Source organism: Paralcaligenes ginsengisoli (assembly GCF_054781135.1).
This window is the reverse complement of sequence record NZ_BAAGUZ010000013.1, coordinates 64,334-81,751: the sequence shown is the minus strand read 5'-3', so window position 1 is coordinate 81,751 and position 17,418 is coordinate 64,334. Positions and strand designations below refer to the sequence as shown.

Annotated in this window: 16 protein-coding genes; 6 read left to right on the top strand and 10 right to left on the bottom strand. The window is 58.4% G+C overall.

Going from position 1 to position 17,418, the window contains the following annotated elements:
- Nucleotides 1–23: 23 nt before the first annotated feature.
- Nucleotides 24–749 (top strand): hypothetical protein, encoded by a 726-nt coding sequence (locus tag ACYVIS_RS08795; protein ID WP_460873787.1) that lies wholly within the window; start codon nucleotides 24–26, stop codon nucleotides 747–749.
- 9 nt (nucleotides 750–758) lie between these two features.
- On the opposite strand, the gene ACYVIS_RS08790 is transcribed toward ACYVIS_RS08795, so the two are convergent.
- Nucleotides 759–1,130, bottom strand: coding sequence for a hypothetical protein (locus tag ACYVIS_RS08790; protein ID WP_232741852.1), 372 nt, complete (start codon nucleotides 1,128–1,130; stop codon nucleotides 759–761).
- A gap of 161 nt (nucleotides 1,131–1,291) precedes the next feature.
- Between ACYVIS_RS08790 and ACYVIS_RS08785 the strand changes: the two genes are divergently transcribed.
- Entirely contained in the window at nucleotides 1,292–1,870 is a 579-nt protein-coding gene (locus ACYVIS_RS08785; RefSeq protein ID WP_232741853.1) for a GNAT family N-acetyltransferase, read from the top strand.
- Nucleotides 1,871–1,912: 42 nt separating this feature from the next.
- Entirely contained in the window at nucleotides 1,913–2,401 is a 489-nt protein-coding gene (locus ACYVIS_RS08780) for a GNAT family N-acetyltransferase (RefSeq protein ID WP_460873786.1), read from the top strand.
- Nucleotides 2,402–2,419: 18 nt separating this feature from the next.
- Here the strand turns inward: ACYVIS_RS08780 and ACYVIS_RS08775 are convergent, their stop codons facing one another.
- A complete protein-coding gene (locus ACYVIS_RS08775) occupies nucleotides 2,420–3,883 on the bottom strand; it encodes a phytoene desaturase family protein (RefSeq protein ID WP_460873785.1) in 1,464 nt (487 codons plus the stop codon).
- A gap of 203 nt (nucleotides 3,884–4,086) precedes the next feature.
- Here ACYVIS_RS08775 and ACYVIS_RS08770 point away from each other — a divergent pair, with 203 nt between their 5' ends.
- A complete protein-coding gene (locus ACYVIS_RS08770) occupies nucleotides 4,087–4,629 on the top strand; it encodes a DUF2799 domain-containing protein (protein ID WP_232741856.1) in 543 nt (180 codons plus the stop codon).
- A gap of 37 nt (nucleotides 4,630–4,666) precedes the next feature.
- Nucleotides 4,667–5,302 (top strand): carbonic anhydrase, encoded by a 636-nt coding sequence (locus ACYVIS_RS08765; RefSeq protein ID WP_232741857.1) that lies wholly within the window; start codon nucleotides 4,667–4,669, stop codon nucleotides 5,300–5,302.
- Nucleotides 5,303–5,498: 196 nt separating this feature from the next.
- On the opposite strand, the gene ACYVIS_RS08760 is transcribed toward ACYVIS_RS08765, so the two are convergent.
- From ACYVIS_RS08760 to ACYVIS_RS08740, 5 genes are all read right to left on the bottom strand, one after another.
- Nucleotides 5,499–6,914, bottom strand: a complete 1,416-nt coding sequence (locus tag ACYVIS_RS08760) for a GGDEF domain-containing protein (protein WP_232741858.1) — start codon at nucleotides 6,912–6,914, stop codon at nucleotides 5,499–5,501.
- On the bottom strand, nucleotides 6,911–8,320 hold the full coding sequence (locus ACYVIS_RS08755; protein WP_460873784.1) for a DUF2130 domain-containing protein: 1,410 nt from the start codon (nucleotides 8,318–8,320) through the stop codon (nucleotides 6,911–6,913). Before ACYVIS_RS08755 ends, ACYVIS_RS08760 begins: the two co-directional genes overlap by 4 nt.
- Before the next feature lie 58 nt (nucleotides 8,321–8,378).
- The gene (locus ACYVIS_RS08750; protein WP_232744726.1) at nucleotides 8,379–8,993 is read right to left on the bottom strand and encodes an ABC transporter ATP-binding protein; all 615 of its coding nucleotides are present in this window, start codon (nucleotides 8,991–8,993) and stop codon (nucleotides 8,379–8,381) included.
- Nucleotides 8,994–9,423: 430 nt separating this feature from the next.
- Nucleotides 9,424–10,398 carry an alpha/beta hydrolase gene (locus ACYVIS_RS08745; protein ID WP_460873783.1) on the bottom strand — a complete coding sequence of 325 codons (975 nt, stop codon included), beginning with the start codon at nucleotides 10,396–10,398 and terminating at the stop codon, nucleotides 9,424–9,426.
- Nucleotides 10,399–10,468: 70 nt separating this feature from the next.
- Nucleotides 10,469–11,203, bottom strand: coding sequence for an SDR family NAD(P)-dependent oxidoreductase (locus ACYVIS_RS08740; protein WP_460873782.1), 735 nt, complete (start codon nucleotides 11,201–11,203; stop codon nucleotides 10,469–10,471).
- Between the two features lie 87 nt (nucleotides 11,204–11,290).
- Here ACYVIS_RS08740 and ACYVIS_RS08735 point away from each other — a divergent pair, with 87 nt between their 5' ends.
- Nucleotides 11,291–11,938: a TetR/AcrR family transcriptional regulator gene (locus ACYVIS_RS08735; RefSeq protein WP_460873781.1), complete on the top strand. Its 648-nt coding sequence runs from the start codon at nucleotides 11,291–11,293 to the stop codon at nucleotides 11,936–11,938.
- Nucleotides 11,939–12,185: 247 nt separating this feature from the next.
- Here the strand turns inward: ACYVIS_RS08735 and gyrB are convergent, their stop codons facing one another.
- The 3 genes from gyrB to dnaA all read right to left on the bottom strand — a co-directional run bounded on the left by gyrB (nucleotide 12,186) and on the right by dnaA (nucleotide 17,280).
- A complete protein-coding gene (gene gyrB / locus ACYVIS_RS08730; RefSeq protein WP_232741871.1) occupies nucleotides 12,186–14,636 on the bottom strand; it encodes a DNA topoisomerase (ATP-hydrolyzing) subunit B in 2,451 nt (816 codons plus the stop codon).
- 92 nt (nucleotides 14,637–14,728) lie between these two features.
- Nucleotides 14,729–15,838: a DNA polymerase III subunit beta gene (gene dnaN, locus ACYVIS_RS08725; protein WP_232741872.1), complete on the bottom strand. Its 1,110-nt coding sequence runs from the start codon at nucleotides 15,836–15,838 to the stop codon at nucleotides 14,729–14,731.
- 2 nt (nucleotides 15,839–15,840) lie between these two features.
- Entirely contained in the window at nucleotides 15,841–17,280 is a 1,440-nt protein-coding gene (gene dnaA, locus ACYVIS_RS08720) for a chromosomal replication initiator protein DnaA (RefSeq protein WP_460873780.1), read from the bottom strand.
- Between the last annotated feature and the right edge of the window lie 138 nt (nucleotides 17,281–17,418).

The following is a 17,418-nucleotide window of genomic DNA, read 5'->3' as shown; positions in this document are numbered from 1 at the left end:
CACACGAAACGGACAAAAATGGCATGAATAAAGGCTGTGTCGCATGCGTAGTCTTGGCGATTGGAATGGGACTGACGGGGTGCGCCGGACCGGGCGCGGCGCCTGGGTCGCCCGGACCTCGCAACGAGAAAATGTCATTCGACCAGCTTGCGCAGACCGACTTCAACCGCACCGTCACAATTGCCATGCGCGACAACCTGGACAGCCTGACTCGCCTGCTCGGGAAGCTTTATCGCCGAAACCCGGCGCAATGGCGCAAGACCGGCGCACCCGACCTGGCAAGCGCCATAGCCGCCGGACGCCAGGCCATCCAGACGGGCCAGGCGCCTCCCGATCTGCGCGGATTGCGCGATATCCAGATTCTTTCCGTTGCCCTGGATCCCGCCTACCAGGGCGATCGGGTGGGCGCCTTCATCTTTGGCCTGGCCGATATGATCATCCAGGCCCACAATGGCAAGACGCGTTTTTATGTCTCCGATGTGCTCAACGCCCAGCACGTCTACAATGCGGCCCGCAACGTCGAGGTCGCCGCCTGGCTGCTGGCCAGCCGGCGCGATGCGTCAGGCCACCCTTTGCTGCTTTCCAACGAAATTTCCGGCGATGTCGCCAACCTAAGCTTTGAGCGGGAATTCGGGGAACTGATAGGCCGGCTCGACCTGGTGGCCAACCTGCTCGATGAAAACCTTCGACGGGTCGGCATCAACTATATGCAGGGCCTGCTCTTCTTCAATTTCCTGCCTGTGCGCTGAGCCGCCTGGTCAGTGATTGCGGCTTTTGGCTCGCTTGAACGACAAATCAAACGACAGGCTGCGGGCGATTAGAAAGCACACCAGGGCGGCCCCTATGGAAATGAATGCCAACGTGAATGCCAGCTGTTTTCCGTGCCAAAGGCCGCCAAACCATTGATTGAAGTGAACGGCCCAAACCGCCGCCTTTCCGCCAATGCGCTCCACGGCGAAATCATACTGTTTGCCGCTTCCGATCTCGTCAACCTGGTTATCCGCCGCCAATATATATATCAGGGCGGCACTGATCAGGCCCACGGCCAGGATCACGACCCCCGCCAGATAAAAGCGAAGATAAAGAGGCGATCTTTTCCCGGGCGCATCCTGCTTTTCGATATCGTTCATTATCTTCCCTGCCATTCTCATCACTGCGTTATCCGCGGCTACGCCTCATCATCGTATCAATCAAGCAGCCGGCTGGAAACCTTTTTCCACCCTGGTGTACAGTAATCCCTGGCCGGCCTTCAGCCCCAATGTCTATTGATATTTAAAGTCCCATCACACACATGGAACCACTCGTAGGTCAAAGAATATGCCTGCGCCCGCTTCTCGCTTCCGACGCAGCGGCCCTCGTTGCGGCGGCCTCCGATGGAAAGCTCTGGAACTTGCCGTTCACAGTCGTGCCGTCGTCCAAAACCGTCGATAACTACATCCGTATCGCGCTGGAAGGCCAGGCGGCAGGAACGGTCATGCCCTTTGCCATCGAGATCCGGGAAGCCAATCGGGTAATAGGCTCCACCCGCTTCTGGAAGATCGACCGTCAAAACCGGAAACTGGAAATCGGCAGCACCTGGCTATCCGCTTCGTGGCAGAGGACATATGTCAATACCGAAACCAAATTCATCATGCTGCGCTACGCGTTTGAAACGCTCGCTTGCCTGCGGGTGCAATTCACCACCGATGAAATCAACCAAAAATCCCGCAGAGCCATTCTTAGGCTCGGGGCAAAACAGGAGGGCACCATTCGCAAAGAACGCATCATGCCCGACGGTCGACAGAGAAATTCCGTACGCTTTAGCATCATCGATGAAGAATGGCCCGATGTTTGCAGAAACCTGGAGAAAAAGCTCTTTGGCAGCCCCTGACCACCTCCAGCGACCAACCAGCAACACCCAAGAGACCACGGCATGATGGAAATACGCGAGGCAAACACCCCGGAGGAAATACGAGCGGCCGCGGTGCTGTTCGAGGAATACGCGGCATCGCTCGATATCGACCTGGCGTTCCAGGATTTTGCCGCCGAAGTCGCCCTGCTCCCCGGCGCTTATGCGCCGCCTTCCGGTGCCTTGCTTCTGGCCTGGGACGGCGACGTAACGCTTGGATGCGTCGCGCTTCGACCGTTCGAACCGCCAGCCATTGCCGAACTTAAACGCCTTTACGTCCGGCCCGCCGGCCGAGGCCGGGCGGTCGGGAGCCGCCTTTCCCAGGCGGCCATAGCACGGGCGAAGCAACTCGGTTATGAGCGTGTCAGGCTCGATACCCTGCCATCCATGCTCGCGGCGCAGCGCCTCTACGGCTCTCTCGGTTTTCATGAAATCGCCCCGTACCGCTTCAACCCGGTGGAGGGCACACGCTATATGGAACTGCTGCTTCAAGAGCTCCAGCCGCCGCAATAAACCGCAAGCCCGCCGCATTCATCGCGCCCGAGACAAGCTCCCAATCAAGGCGTCCGCGGCAAATATCCCCGAGAACATCGCGGGTGCCACGCCAAAGCCCGGATACGTGGTCTGACCCGCCAGGAACAAGCCTGTCACTGGCGGCGCTTGCGGAAACTGCTGGCTGGGCTTTGCCGCCGGCGACAAGCCGTATACAGCGCCTTCGAACAAATTCATGCGGGTCGCATAATCCTTCGGACTGGTGATTCGCCTGACGGCGACATCAAGCGGGTGGTGGCGTGCAAGCGCCGCAATGGCCTCGTCGGCGGCGGCCTCTTTTGCCTCGGCATCCCACGCGCCCAGCGCCAGCGTCTGATCAACGGCCGTAAACATTTCGACAATGCTGCCGCCCGCCGATGCCAGTTCGGGCATGGTCAAGGTCGGAACGGCATAGCTCAACCATTCAATACCCGCGGGCTGCGGCGCCAGCAGCCGGTACTGCTCTTCGAGCAGGGGCACACGATTCACCGAGTGGGCGGGCGCCTGCAGCTGATTTGCCAGCCCCAGTTGGATGCACAGCGTCTGGTGTGAAAGCGGAGCATGCAGCACGCGGCGCTTCATTGACGACGGAACAGTCGACGGATCCATCAGATCGGTGAAAGTTGCCATGCCGCCGGCCGTCGAAATGACCGCGTCGGTCAATACTTCTTCTTTGCCCTCAATGACGAGCGCCCGCACCCGCCCGCCCTCGGTCCGGATTTTCTCGACCCGCGTACCGGCAATAACTTTGCCTCCAAGGTCGCAAAAAGCCTTGTGCATGACACCGCTGATTGCACCCATTCCACCCTCAGGCAGGTACAGCCCGTCTTGCAGCATGGAGATAAATCCGAAAATCTGGAAGACGGGAGTGCGTTCTGGCGGCAAACCCGTATACAAAGTCACGGCGGCGATGGCGGCACGCACCTCCGGATCGCTGAACTGGCGGCACAGTTCGGCGGCAAGACTGCCCCTGAGCTTGGGCAAGTGGCGCCACGTCCTGGACATCACGCGCAAGACGGACAAGGGCTGCGTCAACAAGTCATCCGTAAAAACCTCAAGCACCGGGCTCCATTTGGCCATGCACCTCTCGATCTCGTCCTGCAGCACAGCCGTTCGGGCTAGGCCGTTCGGACCTTCGACGAGCGCATTGCGCCCCGTACCAAAGGTGACTGACGTGCCGCCTGGCAGGAATGTCGCCTGGGGCGCATTGATGCGGCGCAATGGCAACAGGGGCTCGCGGTCCAGGCCAAGCCGGCCGAAGGCATGATCCAGCAGGCGCGGAACCGCCACAAACATGGCTCCGTTGTTGAACGTAAAGCCGTCGATATTCGTCGTTGAGCAGCAACCGCCCAGCGTGCTGCGTGCCTCGAACAGGCTGACCTCAAAGCCCTGGCGAGCCAAATGGATCCCCGCGGCCAGGCCGGAAACCCCGGCCCCAATAATGGTGACACGATCCTGACTCATGGTTCAGACTCCCCGGAAGTCCCTTCTCTGTAGATACCTCATCGCGTCGGATCGAGGCTTATCGTGCCCAATCCGGTCAGTGAATTCATGCGGTCATGCCATCCCATTTTTATTTTGTATGAAAAATTAATAATTTGATACTATACGTTCAGCCGATCCACCCAGTCGCCGGACAAGCCGGGGCCGCAAAAACAGGCTTGACCATGAAAGCGCAAATAAAAAGAACGATTATTCTTGCAGCAATCAGTGCAACCGCATTATTGAGCGGCTGCGCAAGCATGTCGCCGCAGGAATGCCAGACCGCCAATTGGTATGAACAGGGCATGCGCGATGGAATACACGGCGAACCCAGGTCGCGAGTCGAAGACCACCGCGAAGCCTGTGCCAAGCTTGGCATCCAGCCGGACGTGAAAAAATACATGGCCGGACGCGACATAGGGATCCGGCAGTATTGCACCCCCGACGTAGGCATGCAAGAAGGGCTCCAGGGGCGAAGCTACAGGAATTCCTGCCCGCCGCTCCTTGAAGCCAAGTTCCTTGACCGGTACCGCGCCGGATACCGCGTATATCAGGCGCAACAGCGGGTGAACCAGCTTGACAGCGAAGTCAACCGCAAGCAGCGCGAGCTGGACAAGGCCCGCGATGACAACAAGCGCGCACGCCTGCGCCAAGACCTGCGCGACCTCGACCGCCGCCTGCGGGACGCGCGCAACGATGTGTACTACGCAGAGCGTTCGGCGCGCTAAAATCTGAGTCGTCGCAACTCAACTCAGGTGTACCTACATGTTCCCGCAAAGACTTACCGATGGCTATGTATCATTTCTTCAAAGAAGGCTCTCACACGAGCGGGATCGATATGAAGAATTGGCCGAAGGCCAGCACCCAGAAGTAATGGTCATAGGCTGCGGCGATTCCAGGGTGGCGCCCGAAACCATTTTCGACGCCGGCCCGGGCGAGATCTTCGTGATACGCAATATTGCCAACCTGGTGCCTCCCTGCGAGTCCGATAAGGAAGACTCGTTTCACGGAACCAGCGCGGCGATCGAGTTTGGCGTCAATGCCCTTCAGGTGAAACATATCGTCGTGCTTGGCCATGCCAGTTGCGGGGGCGTAGGCGCTTTCGCCAACCAGGCCACCCCGCTGACCAAACGCGATTTCATCGGCAAGTGGATGTCGCAGATTGCGCCGGTGGCCGACCGGCTCGGCCCGCCTACCGAAGACCGCAAGAGTTGGATACGCGACCTGGAATGGGCTGTCGTCGAATACAGCCTGGAAAATCTCATGACCTTCCCCGCCGTGCGAGAGAGGGTCGAACAAGGCGAATTGACTCTGCACGGGGCTTATTTCGGTATCGCCACGGGGGTCCTGTTCGTACGCGACCCTGTCAGCGGAAAGTTCGAGCCGTATTCGGAAGTGTGATCGAAACGCGCCAGATAGCTCTACGGAATAAATCGAGGCTCGATCCGGCACAAAGTCGCTTTACCTGCTTGCGGCATCGCCGGCCAGGCTGGACGCAAACCCTCCATCGCCCGAAATGATTGCGAGCCCTCACGGCTGTAGGAAAGAAGAAACGCCGGCTATGAGGGGGGGGGGTTCGCGGTGCCCTCATAGAGCCTCACTCTTTTTTGCTTGCATCATCTTTGGCGCGGTGATGCTTCTGCGCATAAAGCCTGGCGTCCGCCGCTTCCAGCAATGATTTGGCCTGATCACCATCTTCAGGCATGGTGGCCACACCGATCGTGATCTCCGGATAGATCGCTGCACGGGCGGCGCCCTCCCGGATCACCGCGCCAATGCGATGAGCGATCTCCAGCGCCTTGGAGTGGCTCGTCAGCGGCAGCACCGCGATGAATTCATCGCCGCCGTGCCGCCCCAGGTGATCATTCTCACGCAAAATGCTGCGCAAAGTTTCGGCGACCCACGTCAAGGCGCGATCGCCCATGCTATGGCCATAGTGGTCATTGATGAACTTGAAACGATCCAGATCCATCGCCAGCACGCTCAACGGTTGCCCGCGCAGTCTATGCCGCTCCAGTTCGGCGTCCAGCCGGGAGAGAATGCCTCGACGATTGAGCACGCCGGTAAGCGGATCCTTGATGGCTTCTGTCTTGAGGTTGGCGTGGGTGGTCTCCCAGTTGGCCGTCATCCGGTTGAAGCAATCGGCCAACACCGCCAATTCGTCTCGCCCGCCGACATCCACTCGCACACCGGCCTGGCCGTCGTTGACGGAGCGTGCAGCCTGCGTCAATGCCTGCAAAGGTCGCAGCAGCGAGCGCAAGAAAACCATGGCCAGCAAGGCGGCTGCCGTCAGGGTGAGCACCCAGCTCCACATCAACCAGTGCAACTGGTCCTTGCGCCGCGCGACCGCCTTTTCATATCGAACCCTGAGCACATTGGACAGACTCACGCGAGCACTTGAGATATCCCGGGCCGCCTGCTCCAGTTCCGCGCGCGTATGGAGGTTGGTCGCGGCATCACTCCCATGCTGGGTGTGCACCTGCTGCACCAGGCGACGAACCGAAGGGCGCGCCTGCAACCAGGACTTCTGCGCGTCTTCCAGAGCATCCTCCGGCACATCCTTGCTGTCCATGCCGACACCAATGCTGGAAAAGCTGTTATCGATATTCTGGGTGAGTCCGGCGAAGCCCGGTACGGAGTCATTCGACTCGGCCAGCAGTTCATCCACCAGAGCTTGCTGAAGGTAATACTCCAGCGTGGTTAGCGGGATCAGGCCGTGTACCGACTCCTCGACGGAATCGCGAAAGGCCATCTCCTGTTCGTTCAGAACCATCACGCTCACCGCGCTGAGCACCGCCAGCGGCAGCAAGAGCACCGCCATGACCGCCATCATCCGTTGCCGTACCGAAAGCCTGCGCAATAGCATTTCGAGGCTTTTCCCCATCAGGACCCCCATGATCCAATTGCACGCCGTACGAATTGTAGCAACAATGCTATCAGGGACAATTTTCGACGCAAAACTCGGGCGGTCGAGATTACGGGTACACAAATCGGCACCGATGGCCGGACTCATTCCTTATCGGAAGGGCCATGATCCTTTAGGTCGGCAAACTTGGCCGCCATCGTCGGGTTGCCCCGAGTCAGTTTCTTGATCGTCACGTCCTGCGCTTTATCGTTTGCAAGACGAAGGTTTCGATCGGTGCCGAGCAGAGCATCCTTCGTCTTCTGCAGATGGTCGATCGACTTGTCGATCTCCTCAATTGCTATTTGAAAGCGCCTGGAGGCAAGGTCGTAGTTCTTCGAGAATGCGCTCTTGAATGTCTCGAGCTGAGTTTCAAAATCCGTGATGTCAATGTTCTGCGCCTTGACGACCGCCAGCTCCGACTTGTACTTGAGCGAGTTCATCGCCGCATTTCGCAACAGTGTGATGATCGGAAGAAAGAATTGCGGGCGGACAATGTACATCTTCGGATAGCGGTGGAATACGTCGACGATCCCGGTATTGTAGAGCTCACTGTCAGGCTCGAGCAGGGAGACCAGCACCGCATACTCGCAGCCCTTTTCGGTGCGATCCTTGTCGAGCTCCTTCAGGAAGTCCTCGTTCTTGTTCTTCGTCGCGGTGCGATCGCTCTCGTTCTTCATTTCGAACATGATCGAGACGATCTCTGTGCCAGCCTCATCGGAGTCGCGAAAGATGTAATCGCCCTTGCTTCCAGTCCGCGCGTCGTTGTCCTTTTCGAAATAGGCCCTAGGAAAGGCTGTCGCTCGAATTCGGTTGAACTCGGTCTCGCAGTGCTGCTCCAGAGTTTCGCCGACCATCTTGGTCGACAGGCGAGCCTTCATGTCCCGGAGACGCTCGATCGTGTCCTCGCGATCCTTGATCTGCGTCTCGTACTTGTCTTTGAGCGACTTCTCGGCGAGCTGCTTCTCAAGCTCCACACGCTCAAGGCCGCTCTTCAGTTCGTTGCGCTCCTTCTCGACCGCACTGACCGCCTCGGTGATCGCGAGTTTCTGAGCAACTTCGATGGCATCGAGCTTGGAATTCAGGCCCTGGATCTCCGCGTCCTTTGCGGCCGCGGCCTTCTGCAGTTCGTTCACGAGTATCGCTTCAGCCAGCCTGGAAGCGGCTTGCCCATCACGCTTCGCTTGCTCAAGTTCGTTCGCGAGCGCGTCACGCTCTTTTTCCACAGCGCTCAAGGCCTCGGTTACCGCGAGTTTCCGCGCGACCTCACCGGCATCGAGCGTGGCCTTGAGTTCCCGGATCTCGGCATCCTTGGCCGAAGCAACGCTCTGCAGTTCGCTAGTGACCTTGGCCTGGGCAAGTTCGACGGCACTCCGCTTGTCTTGCTCGGCAAGCTCAAGCCGCTCGTGCAACTGCTGCTCGAACTCGCTGTCGTAAACCTGCTTCAGAATGTCTGCGTACCCGGCCTCGTCAATCTTGAAGGCCTTCCTGCAGTGCGGGCAGATGATTTCATGCATGACTACTTACTCTCCGTATTCGCCGAGACCAGAGCAACGATAGTAGCAGCGCCGTCGCCTAACATAGTGCGGCAATATTGATTGCACTTGCCCCACAAGTCCGCACCAGTCCTGGATCGTGACTGGCAAACAGCACAACACGATCCCGGGACCAGGTTTTGAACTGTTCGGCCAATACGGAGCAAGCCCGCACGTCCAACCCATTGCTGGGGCCATCCGCGATGACGACGGCCGGTTCGCCCAAGGCGGCGGCCGTCAGGAAAACCTTACGGCGCGTACCCGTCGACATCTGTTCGAAGCGCTTGTCCAGATGCGGCTCCAGCCCCAGTTCGTAGGCCAGATCGAGCACGGCATCATCGAGTGTTGTGTTCTTTTCCAAGGCGACTTTCTCGAGCAATCCACGCCCCGTCTGCATGGGAAACGTCAAGCAATTGTCGGGCACATAGGCTATGCGGGCCTTGGCTTGCAGCGGCGACTGGGTTAGCGAATACCCGTCGATCCAGACGTCCCCGGCATCCGGCGCGACAACGCCCGCTATGATGCCCAGCAAGCTGGATTTGCCGGTGCTGTCTTCTTCGCATAGCGCCACACATCCAGGGGGGAATGTATGAGTCAGCCCCTGGAATATGAGATGGTCGTCATAGCGCTTGCTGAGATTGTCGATGCGTAGCATGTCGGGAAGTGTACGCAAGAATGCGGCGCGTGACCAGAGCTCGTACCAGACGAAGCTAGTTACAGCATCAAGGGGAACTATCGCTGACGTTTCTGAGTAACGGATGTAACCGGAGCATCGGCAATCCAGGCCACAATTTCTCAACTCAATTCTCAGCGCCCGAGTCTGCTCGGAATGCCGTCGCCGCGATCAACAGGGCAATTAGCAGGCACAACACGCAGGCCGCAAGCGCGACATGATAACCGCAAAGAAAGGCGCTGGTGGCGGCCTCGCGGAAACTCGCACCTATTACCCGCAAAACGACTGCAATGCGCCCAGTGGCAACAGTCTTCGATCAATAGCACGCACATTGCAAGGGTCCTGTGCTTTTCGTGCAAGGATAAGCCGGATTGCTCAATCGGCTTCGAACCCGCTGTTGCCGGTGCTGACCCTATGCCATCACAGGCGACAAAGCCGACTGTAAAAAAGTATGGATCGCCCCCCTGGCTGGCAGCGCTTGCGGCACGATACCGGGCAAACTCAGGAATGCATGGCCAACCCCTCGAAATTCGGTGACCTGCGTTGCCACCCCCGCCCATCGCAATCGTTCGGCGTAACATCGGCCTTGGTCGGCCAAGGGATCGTCAGTTGGGATAATGACGAGTGTTGGCGCGACTTTCGCGACGTCATCGGCGTGTAGCGGTGACAAGCTATGTGCATTGATGCCGGCCGGCACAGCGAGCCGCTGGATGAGCTGCAGAGCCTCGACAGAGAGCGTCGGCGTGTGGGCGAACTGGCTCATGGAAGGATAGGCGAACATCGACGCCGAGACATCGGTGACCGGGTTTACCAACACCTGCGCTTGCAACGTGACGCCAGTTTTCGCCGCACGGATTGCGGCAAGGGCACTGATCAAGGCCCCGCAACTCTCGCCGAATACAGCGATTCGTGTTGGATCGATACCCAACCCATCGGCGTGTTCGATTGCGTATCGAAGCACATCCCACAGATCGTCCACAGCCGTCGGCAGTGATGCGGCCTGGCTTAAAAGGCGATGTTCCACAGAGACCACGACAGCCGGCATGTGCGTCGCAAGATGACTGTTCACCCAGTCGCTCTGCACCGCTGTTCCGACGAAACCGCCGCCATGGACATGAAGCACCAGTGGTAGCTTCATCTTTCCAGCTGAATCATCGGCCTCATGTTTCGTCGCAGGCCGATAAACGCGCACCGGGAGCCCGTGGGCAGGTAATGCCAGCTCCTTCCATGTGATGAAAGCGTCCGCATCGGGCTCGCCAACAAGTGCTCGAGCCGCACCAGAGGCTCGATATCGATTCTCCGCCACGCTGTAGGCCGCTAATTCCTCATCCGAGATGGATGACCAATCAGGAGTCGGGGGACGGTGGATGACAGTATTTTTGTCCATTTCTATGTTATGCCTTGGTTGTGAAACTCTTGCACCCTGCGTTCGGGGCTTGGGGTAATTCCCCTGGCATCTACCACGGTGCTGGTTGGTCAGCGCTGAAAAAACCGCCCGTCGGCCCGCCGTCATCAAGCAATGCAAGACGCGTCGCCGAGACGGCGCCTTGCGCCGCGGTCAGGTGCCCACGGTGGCCATTCAGATCGGTTGCGGTGAATCCTGGGTTGGCGGCATTCACCTTGATGCCGGCGCCTCGGAGTTCGGCGGCCAGCAATACCGTGAACATGTTCAAGGCTGCCTTGGACGCGTTGTAGCCCAGCAGTTTGACGTGCGCGAATTCCCAGTCTTGATCACTGTTGAGCATGAGCGAGCCCAGCTCGCTGGATACATTGACAATCCGTGCCGAGGACGACTTGCACAGCAAGGGCAGCATGGCCTGGGTGACCGCCAGGCTGCCAAAGAAGTTCACATCGAAAACGTGCCGCACCGCATCGATATCGGCTTGCCCCGGCAGGCCATCCGCCTCGTCGCGACAACCGGCGTTGTTGACCAGAATATCCAGACGTCCATGCTCGCTTTCGATCGCCATGGCGGCGGCGCGAAGGGTGGCGCCATCGTTCAGATCAATAAGGACGAAATGGGCGGCTATGCCTTCCGCACGAAGCGCGGAAGCGGCGGCGGCACCTAATCTGGCGTCCCGGGCACCGAGCAGCACATGGACACCAGCCTTTCCAAGCTGCCACGTGATTTCGAAACCGATGCCCTTGTTGGCGCCTGTAACCAGCGCCAGACGAGATGGGGTGTGTTGCATTCTCTTGGAGTCCTCGTTGATCCGTAGTTGGAAAAATCCCGTGATTGGAGTAGTTTATGAAGATTCCTTCATATTTTGAATTCGCGTATGAAACTTCCAACCGCGTTGGACTTGAAGCCAAGAAAGACGCCGCGTCAGGCGCGCTCAGAGGTCACTGTCGACGTCATTTTTCAGGCGGCTATTCAGGTTCTTCTAGCTGGCGGCCCCTATAAGCTGACCACCACGCGGGTGGCGGAGCGGGCGGGGGTGTCAGTGGGAACCCTGTATCAGTATTTCCCGCATAAGCAGGCGCTGCTCTATGCCGTTCTTCAGCGCCACCTGAACGGCATCGCCGCTGCGGTGGAGGCGGCCTGTGAAGCGCATCAGGGCGATTCGGTGAGCACAATGGTGGATTCTCTCGTCGCGGCTTACATCGATGCGAAAGCCGTGTGCGTGCCCGTATCAAAGGTCCTGTACAAAGTGGCGGCGGAGCTGGAGGTGGGGGAGCTGCGCGGCGAGATATCGAAACGCATTCATCACGCGATCGTGAATCTGTTGCAGAACGCCACCAACACCAAGTTCGACGATGCGCCCGCAGTGGCCTTCACCATGCAGGCCGCAATGACAGGCACGGCCCGTGCGGTCTTTGAAAGCGGCGCTACGCCAGCCATGTTGAATATGCTACGCAGCCAACTCGCCCTTATGTGCAAGGGCTATGTCTTGTCGGTGGCGAAGCCGGGCGGCACTTCGCGGTGACTAAGCGTCGTGTCGGAGACCAGCCGTAGTCCTGCGACTACGGAAACTCGGACGCGGCAATTCCCGCTTCGTATCGAGACGGTCGGCAAAGTTATGCTTGATGTCATCGGGGCGAATAGTGGGGCTCGAGAAGCAGTTATTGCACCATTTAAAAAATGACCGCCTGATTGGCGGTCATTTTCCCAGTCGCTACAGATGGCTGACTTTTCCCACAACACTTGGCCATTTTTCCGAAATACTACAACCCTCAAACATCAATATTGCCTGCCTGCAGCGCGTGCGCCTCAATAAACGCCCGGCGCGGCTCCACGTTATCCCCCATCAGCGTTGTAAACACCTCATCGGCGGCAATCACGTCTTCGATCTGCACGCGCAGCAAGCGGCGCACAGTGGGGTCCATGGTGGTTTCCCAGAGCTGCGAGGGATTCATTTCGCCCAGGCCTTTGTAGCGTTGCTTGCTGATGCTGCGGTCGGCCTCGCCGCGCAGCCATTGCATGGCCTCGCGGAAGTCGGAAATGTACTTTTCCTTGCGCTTCTCGCCCTCGCCGCGCACCACCAAGGCGCCTATGCCCATGAGACCCAGGAAGGTTTTGGCGGCCTTGGCAAGAATGGCGTAGTCGGCTCCGCGCACAAAGCTGCGATCGAAGACACTGACGCGCACATTGCCATGGTGCATGCGATGCACCACCAGACGCCATGAATCGGCCTCTTCGTTGTGCTCGGCGGTAACCGTGACACCGTTTGGAACGGATGGGTCGTCGATCGCGTCTTGCAGGCGCTTGGCGGACGCGGCGGCCTGTTCGGCATCGATCAGGCTGATCTCCACGCCTTCGGCCATGGCCGACAGGGACGCCATATCGGTGTAGCGCGATAAACGATTGATGACCGTGTCGGCCAGAATGTATTGACGTGCCAGTTCGGCCAATGCATCGCCGGTAATGGGCGTTGCGCCATCCGCGGGGATCAACGAAGCGTCTTTCAACGCCACCTGCAGCATGAATTGCGCTTCTTCGGCATCGTCTTTCAGATAGCGCTCTTCGCGGCCTACCTTGACCTTGTAAAGCGGCGGCTGGGCAATATAGATGTGCCCGCGTTCGACCAGCACAGGCATTTGACGATACAGCAGCGTCAGCAGCAAGGTGCGGATGTGCGCGCCGTCGACGTCGGCATCGGTCATGATAATGATGCGGTGGTAGCGCAGCTTGTCGATATTGAAATCGGGGCCGATGCTGGTGCCCAGCGCGGTAATCAGCGTGGTGATCTGCTCGCTGGAAATCAGACGGTCGAAGCGGGCCTTTTCCACATTAAGGACCTTGCCGCGTAAAGGCAGAATGGCCTGGAACTTGCGGTCACGGCCCTGTTTGGCGGATCCGCCGGCGGAGTCGCCCTCGACAATATAGATTTCGCACAGGGCGGGATCTTTTTCCTGGCAGTCGGCCAGCTTGCCGGGCAAGCCCGCGCCTTCCAGCACGCTTTTGCGGCGTGTCATTTCACGCGCCTTGCGGGCCGCGTCGCGCGCACGCGCGGCGTCGATGATCTTGTTGCACAGCGCCTTGGCGTCGTTGGGATTTTCCAGCAGCCAGGTTTCCAGCGTACGCGCCACCGCCTCTTCGACAGCCGGCCGCACTTCGCTGGAAACCAGCTTGTCTTTGGTCTGGCTGCTGAACTTGGGCTCGGGCACCTTGACCGACAGGACGCAGGCCAGGCCCTCGCGCATATCGTCGCCGGTGGTGTCGACCTTGGCCTTCTTGGCCATTTCGTTATCGGCGATGTATTTGTTCAACACACGCGTCATGGCCGCGCGCAGGCCCGTCAGGTGGGTGCCGCCGTCGCGCTGGGGAATGTTGTTGGTAAAGCACAATACCGTTTCGGTGTAGCTGTCGTTCCATTGCATGGCAACATCGACGCCGACGGTGGTGTCGCCAATGGTGGACTCGGTGCTGACCGAGAACACATTGCTGTGCAATACGGTTTTGCTGCGGTTGATGAACTCGACAAAGCCCTTCACGCCCCCCAGGAAAGCAAAGTTTTCTTCTTTGTCCTGGCGCTCGTCGACCAGGCGGATCTTGACGCCGTTGTTCAGGAATGAAAGCTCGCGCAGGCGCTTGGCAAGGATCTCGTAGTGATATTCGATATTCTCGAAAATCTGATCGTCCGCCAGAAACTGGACCCGGGTTCCCTTTTTGTCGGTCGTGCCCGTTATGGCCAGAGGCTCTACCCGAGCGCCACGATGAAACTCCATTTCGTGCGTTTCACCGTTGCGCCAGATGGTCAGGCGCAGCCATTCGGACAAGGCGTTGACGCAGGACACACCCACGCCGTGCAGGCCGCCGGAAACCTTGTAGGAGTTGTGGTCGAACTTGCCGCCGGCATGCAGTTCGGTCATGACGATTTCGGCCGCGCTGCGATGGAATTCGTCGTCTTTATGAATACCGGTGGGGATGCCGCGCCCATTGTCGCTGACCGAGATGCTGTTATCGGAATGGATGGTGACGACGATATCGTCGCAATAGCCGGCCAGCGCTTCGTCAATGGCGTTATCGACAACCTCGAAAACCATATGGTGCAAGCCGGTGCCATCGGACGTATCGCCAATATACATGCCGGGACGCTTGCGCACAGCCTCGAGCCCTTTCAGCATTTTGATCGAGTCGGCACCGTATCCTGCAACGGCGGAATTCGTGGTTAGATCTGACATAGCGTGTTTAAAACCTTATAAAAGCCTTGCGGCTGCACTCCGGTCTGGCCCGCAAGGCCAGGCCGGCTGATACGACATTAATTGAACGTCGCTTAAATGCGCATGGGCATCACGACATACTTGAACTGATCGTCGTCGGGCAGTGTGATCAATGCCGACGCGTTGACATCGGGCTGGACCGACCACTGGATGGCCTCGGTCTTGACATTGGCCAGCACGTCGAGCAGGTAGCTGACGTTAAAGCCCACGTCCAGCGACTCGTGGCTGTAATCGATATCGATTTCTTCCTGGGCCTCTTCCTGCTCGGCATTGGTGGAGGAAATCTTGAGCTGGTTATCCGACAGCTGCAGACGTACGCCCTTGAGCTTGTCGGTGGTAAGAATGGCGGCCCGCTGCAGGCAGCCCTGCAAGGTTTCGCGGCTGACCGAAAAATGCCGCGTGTAATTGCTGGGAATGACGCGCGTAAAGTCGGGAAACTTGCCTTCGACCAGTTTGGACACCAGTTCGACTTCGCCAAAGCGAAAACGAATCTGGCCAGGCGCCACGTCGATGGCCACGGGCTCGTCGGTATCGCCCAGCAGGCGCTGCATTTCGAGCACGGTTTTGCGCGGCACGATGACATCCTGCTTGACCTCGATACCCTCGACCGCTGTGCCGCTATGCGCCAGGCGGTGGCCATCGGTGGCGACGGCACGCACGTAACCCGGTTCGAACACGAACAACAGGCCGTTCAGGTAATAGCGGATGTCTTGCTGGGCCATCGCAAAGTGCACCATATTGAAGAGGTGCTTGAGCGTCTTTTGCGGCAGGGAAAACGACACGTCCCACTTCTCGGGCTGCGACAGGGTCGGAAATTCGGCGGCGCCCAGGGTTTGCAAGGCAAAACGGCTTTTGCCCGACTGTACCGACAACTTGGCGCTGGCCAGGCCCAGCTTCACATCGCCCGACTCGGGCAAAGCCCGCAATATGTCGAGCAGCTTGCGCGCCGCCACGGTCGTCGATTCGTTTTCGGGACCCACGCCGAACTCGGCGTGGGTGGTGATCTGAACTTCAAGGTCGGTGGCGATAAAGGCGATCTTGTTGCCCTCTTTACGCAACAGGATGTTGGCCAGAATCGGCAACGTATTTCTTCTTTCGACTATTCCCGCCACCGTCGACAACGGTTTCAACAATGCATCGCGAGTCGTTTGTACGAGTTGCATGGTTATCCTTTTAAGGTTTGTTCTAATACGTGTAGAGCATGGTTAAGCTCGGATTGCTTGGAGCGAGCATCCGAAATTTTTCGCACGGCATGCAGCACCGTGGTGTGATCGCGCCCGCCGAACAAATCGCCGATTTCAGGCAGGCTTTTCTGGGTCAATTCTTTTGCCAGATACATGGCCACCTGGCGCGGCATGGCAATATTGGCAGGCCGGCGTTTCGAATACATGTCGGCCACCTTGATTTTATAAAAATCGGCAACGGTCTTTTGTATGTTTTCGACGGTGATCTGGCCATTGGACACCGACAACAGGTCTTTGAGCGCGTCTTTGCACACCTCGACGGTCAGGACTTCGCGGCCATGGAAACGGGCATATGCCGATACCTTGCGCAATGCCCCCTCAAGCTCGCGCACATTGCTGCGCAGATGCTTGGCAATAAAAAAGGCGACTTCCTCGGGCATGGTGACACCCTCGGATTCGGCTTTGCGCAGCAGAATGGCCACCCGCATTTCCAGCTCGGGAGGTTCAATTGCCACGGTCAGGCCCGAATCGAAGCGGGAAATCAGGCGGCTGTCGATATTGGCCAGCTCTTTGGGGTAGGTATCGGAGGTAATGATGATTTGCTTGCGCTGCGCCACCATGGCTTCGAAAGCGTAGAAAAACTCTTCCTGGGTGCGATTCTTGCCGGCAAAAAACTGAATGTCGTCGATCAGCAACAAATCGAGCGAATGATAATAACGTTTGAACTCATCGAAAGCCTTGCGCTGATAGGCTTTGACTACATCGGACACGTATTGGTCGGCGTGCACATAGCGCACGCGAGTACCGGCACCGCCCAGCAGCAAGGCATTGCCTATGGCATGGATAAGGTGGGTTTTGCCCAGGCCGACGCCGCCATATAAAAACAGGGGGTTATACGACACCCCCGGATTTTCCGCGACTTGCAGCGCCGCCGCGCGTGCCAGCTGGTTGGCCTTGCCGGTAACGAAGTTGTCGAAAGTCAGGTCGGTATTCAGGCGCGACCGATCGTGCATGGCCTCGGCGGCGACATTGGCCGCAACATTGACTGTCGCGGCCGGCGCGGGCACGGCAGCGGCGTCGGCCCGGGCGGGCGCCAAGCCCGCCCCTGGGGATTCGGAAGCGGAAACGGCTGCTGGGGCACGAGGGGCAGCGGCCGACGAAGACTGCGAGGACGAAGACGAGGCGAGTTCGAACACTACCTGCACAGGACGCTCGTACCACTCGGAGGCCAGGACTTCGATTTGGCGGGAAAAATTTTTGCGCACCCAGTCCAGCTTGAATCGATTGGGCGCAGAAACCCGCAGTACCGCCTGCGCCGTATCGAACGCAAGGGGAACCAATGGGCGAATCCATGCACTAATCTGCTGTGGGGGAAGGTCCTGCTCCAAACGTTGAACACAGGTCTGCCAAAAATCTTTCATTGTCTGCCGCTTCTGTAAACCTCGATTCTACCCTGTTGAGGGGGTAGTTATCCACAAGGCGGGCTCGGTTCGAGCCCTAGTATTTGTGCTAAGGGTTTGACTAAACGCGAATAATTTGATGAAATGATGGGCTTTTCA

Excerpts from the sequence above, each read along its gene's own strand:
- ACYVIS_RS08750 (WP_232744726.1), bottom strand. The coding sequence starts at position 8,993 with ATGCTACGCATCGACAATCTCAGCAAGCGCTATGACGACCATCTCATA.
- ACYVIS_RS08755 (WP_460873784.1), bottom strand. The coding sequence starts at position 8,320 with ATGCATGAAATCATCTGCCCGCACTGCAGGAAGGCCTTCAAGATTGAC.
- ACYVIS_RS08735 (WP_460873781.1), top strand. The coding sequence starts at position 11,291 with ATGAAACTTCCAACCGCGTTGGACTTGAAGCCAAGAAAGACGCCGCGT.
- ACYVIS_RS08765 (WP_232741857.1), top strand. The coding sequence starts at position 4,667 with ATGTTCCCGCAAAGACTTACCGATGGCTATGTATCATTTCTTCAAAGA.
- ACYVIS_RS08775 (WP_460873785.1), bottom strand. The coding sequence starts at position 3,883 with ATGAGTCAGGATCGTGTCACCATTATTGGGGCCGGGGTTTCCGGCCTG.
- ACYVIS_RS08740 (WP_460873782.1), bottom strand. The coding sequence starts at position 11,203 with ATGCAACACACCCCATCTCGTCTGGCGCTGGTTACAGGCGCCAACAAG.
- dnaA (WP_460873780.1), bottom strand. The coding sequence starts at position 17,280 with ATGAAAGATTTTTGGCAGACCTGTGTTCAACGTTTGGAGCAGGACCTT.
- ACYVIS_RS08760 (WP_232741858.1), bottom strand. The coding sequence starts at position 6,914 with ATGAGTCCGGCCATCGGTGCCGATTTGTGTACCCGTAATCTCGACCGC.
- ACYVIS_RS08780 (WP_460873786.1), top strand. The coding sequence starts at position 1,913 with ATGATGGAAATACGCGAGGCAAACACCCCGGAGGAAATACGAGCGGCC.
- ACYVIS_RS08795 (WP_460873787.1), top strand. The coding sequence starts at position 24 with ATGAATAAAGGCTGTGTCGCATGCGTAGTCTTGGCGATTGGAATGGGA.
- ACYVIS_RS08745 (WP_460873783.1), bottom strand. The coding sequence starts at position 10,398 with ATGGACAAAAATACTGTCATCCACCGTCCCCCGACTCCTGATTGGTCA.
- gyrB (WP_232741871.1), bottom strand. The coding sequence starts at position 14,636 with ATGTCAGATCTAACCACGAATTCCGCCGTTGCAGGATACGGTGCCGAC.
- dnaN (WP_232741872.1), bottom strand. The coding sequence starts at position 15,838 with ATGCAACTCGTACAAACGACTCGCGATGCATTGTTGAAACCGTTGTCG.
- ACYVIS_RS08770 (WP_232741856.1), top strand. The coding sequence starts at position 4,087 with ATGAAAGCGCAAATAAAAAGAACGATTATTCTTGCAGCAATCAGTGCA.
- ACYVIS_RS08785 (WP_232741853.1), top strand. The coding sequence starts at position 1,292 with ATGGAACCACTCGTAGGTCAAAGAATATGCCTGCGCCCGCTTCTCGCT.
- ACYVIS_RS08790 (WP_232741852.1), bottom strand. The coding sequence starts at position 1,130 with ATGAACGATATCGAAAAGCAGGATGCGCCCGGGAAAAGATCGCCTCTT.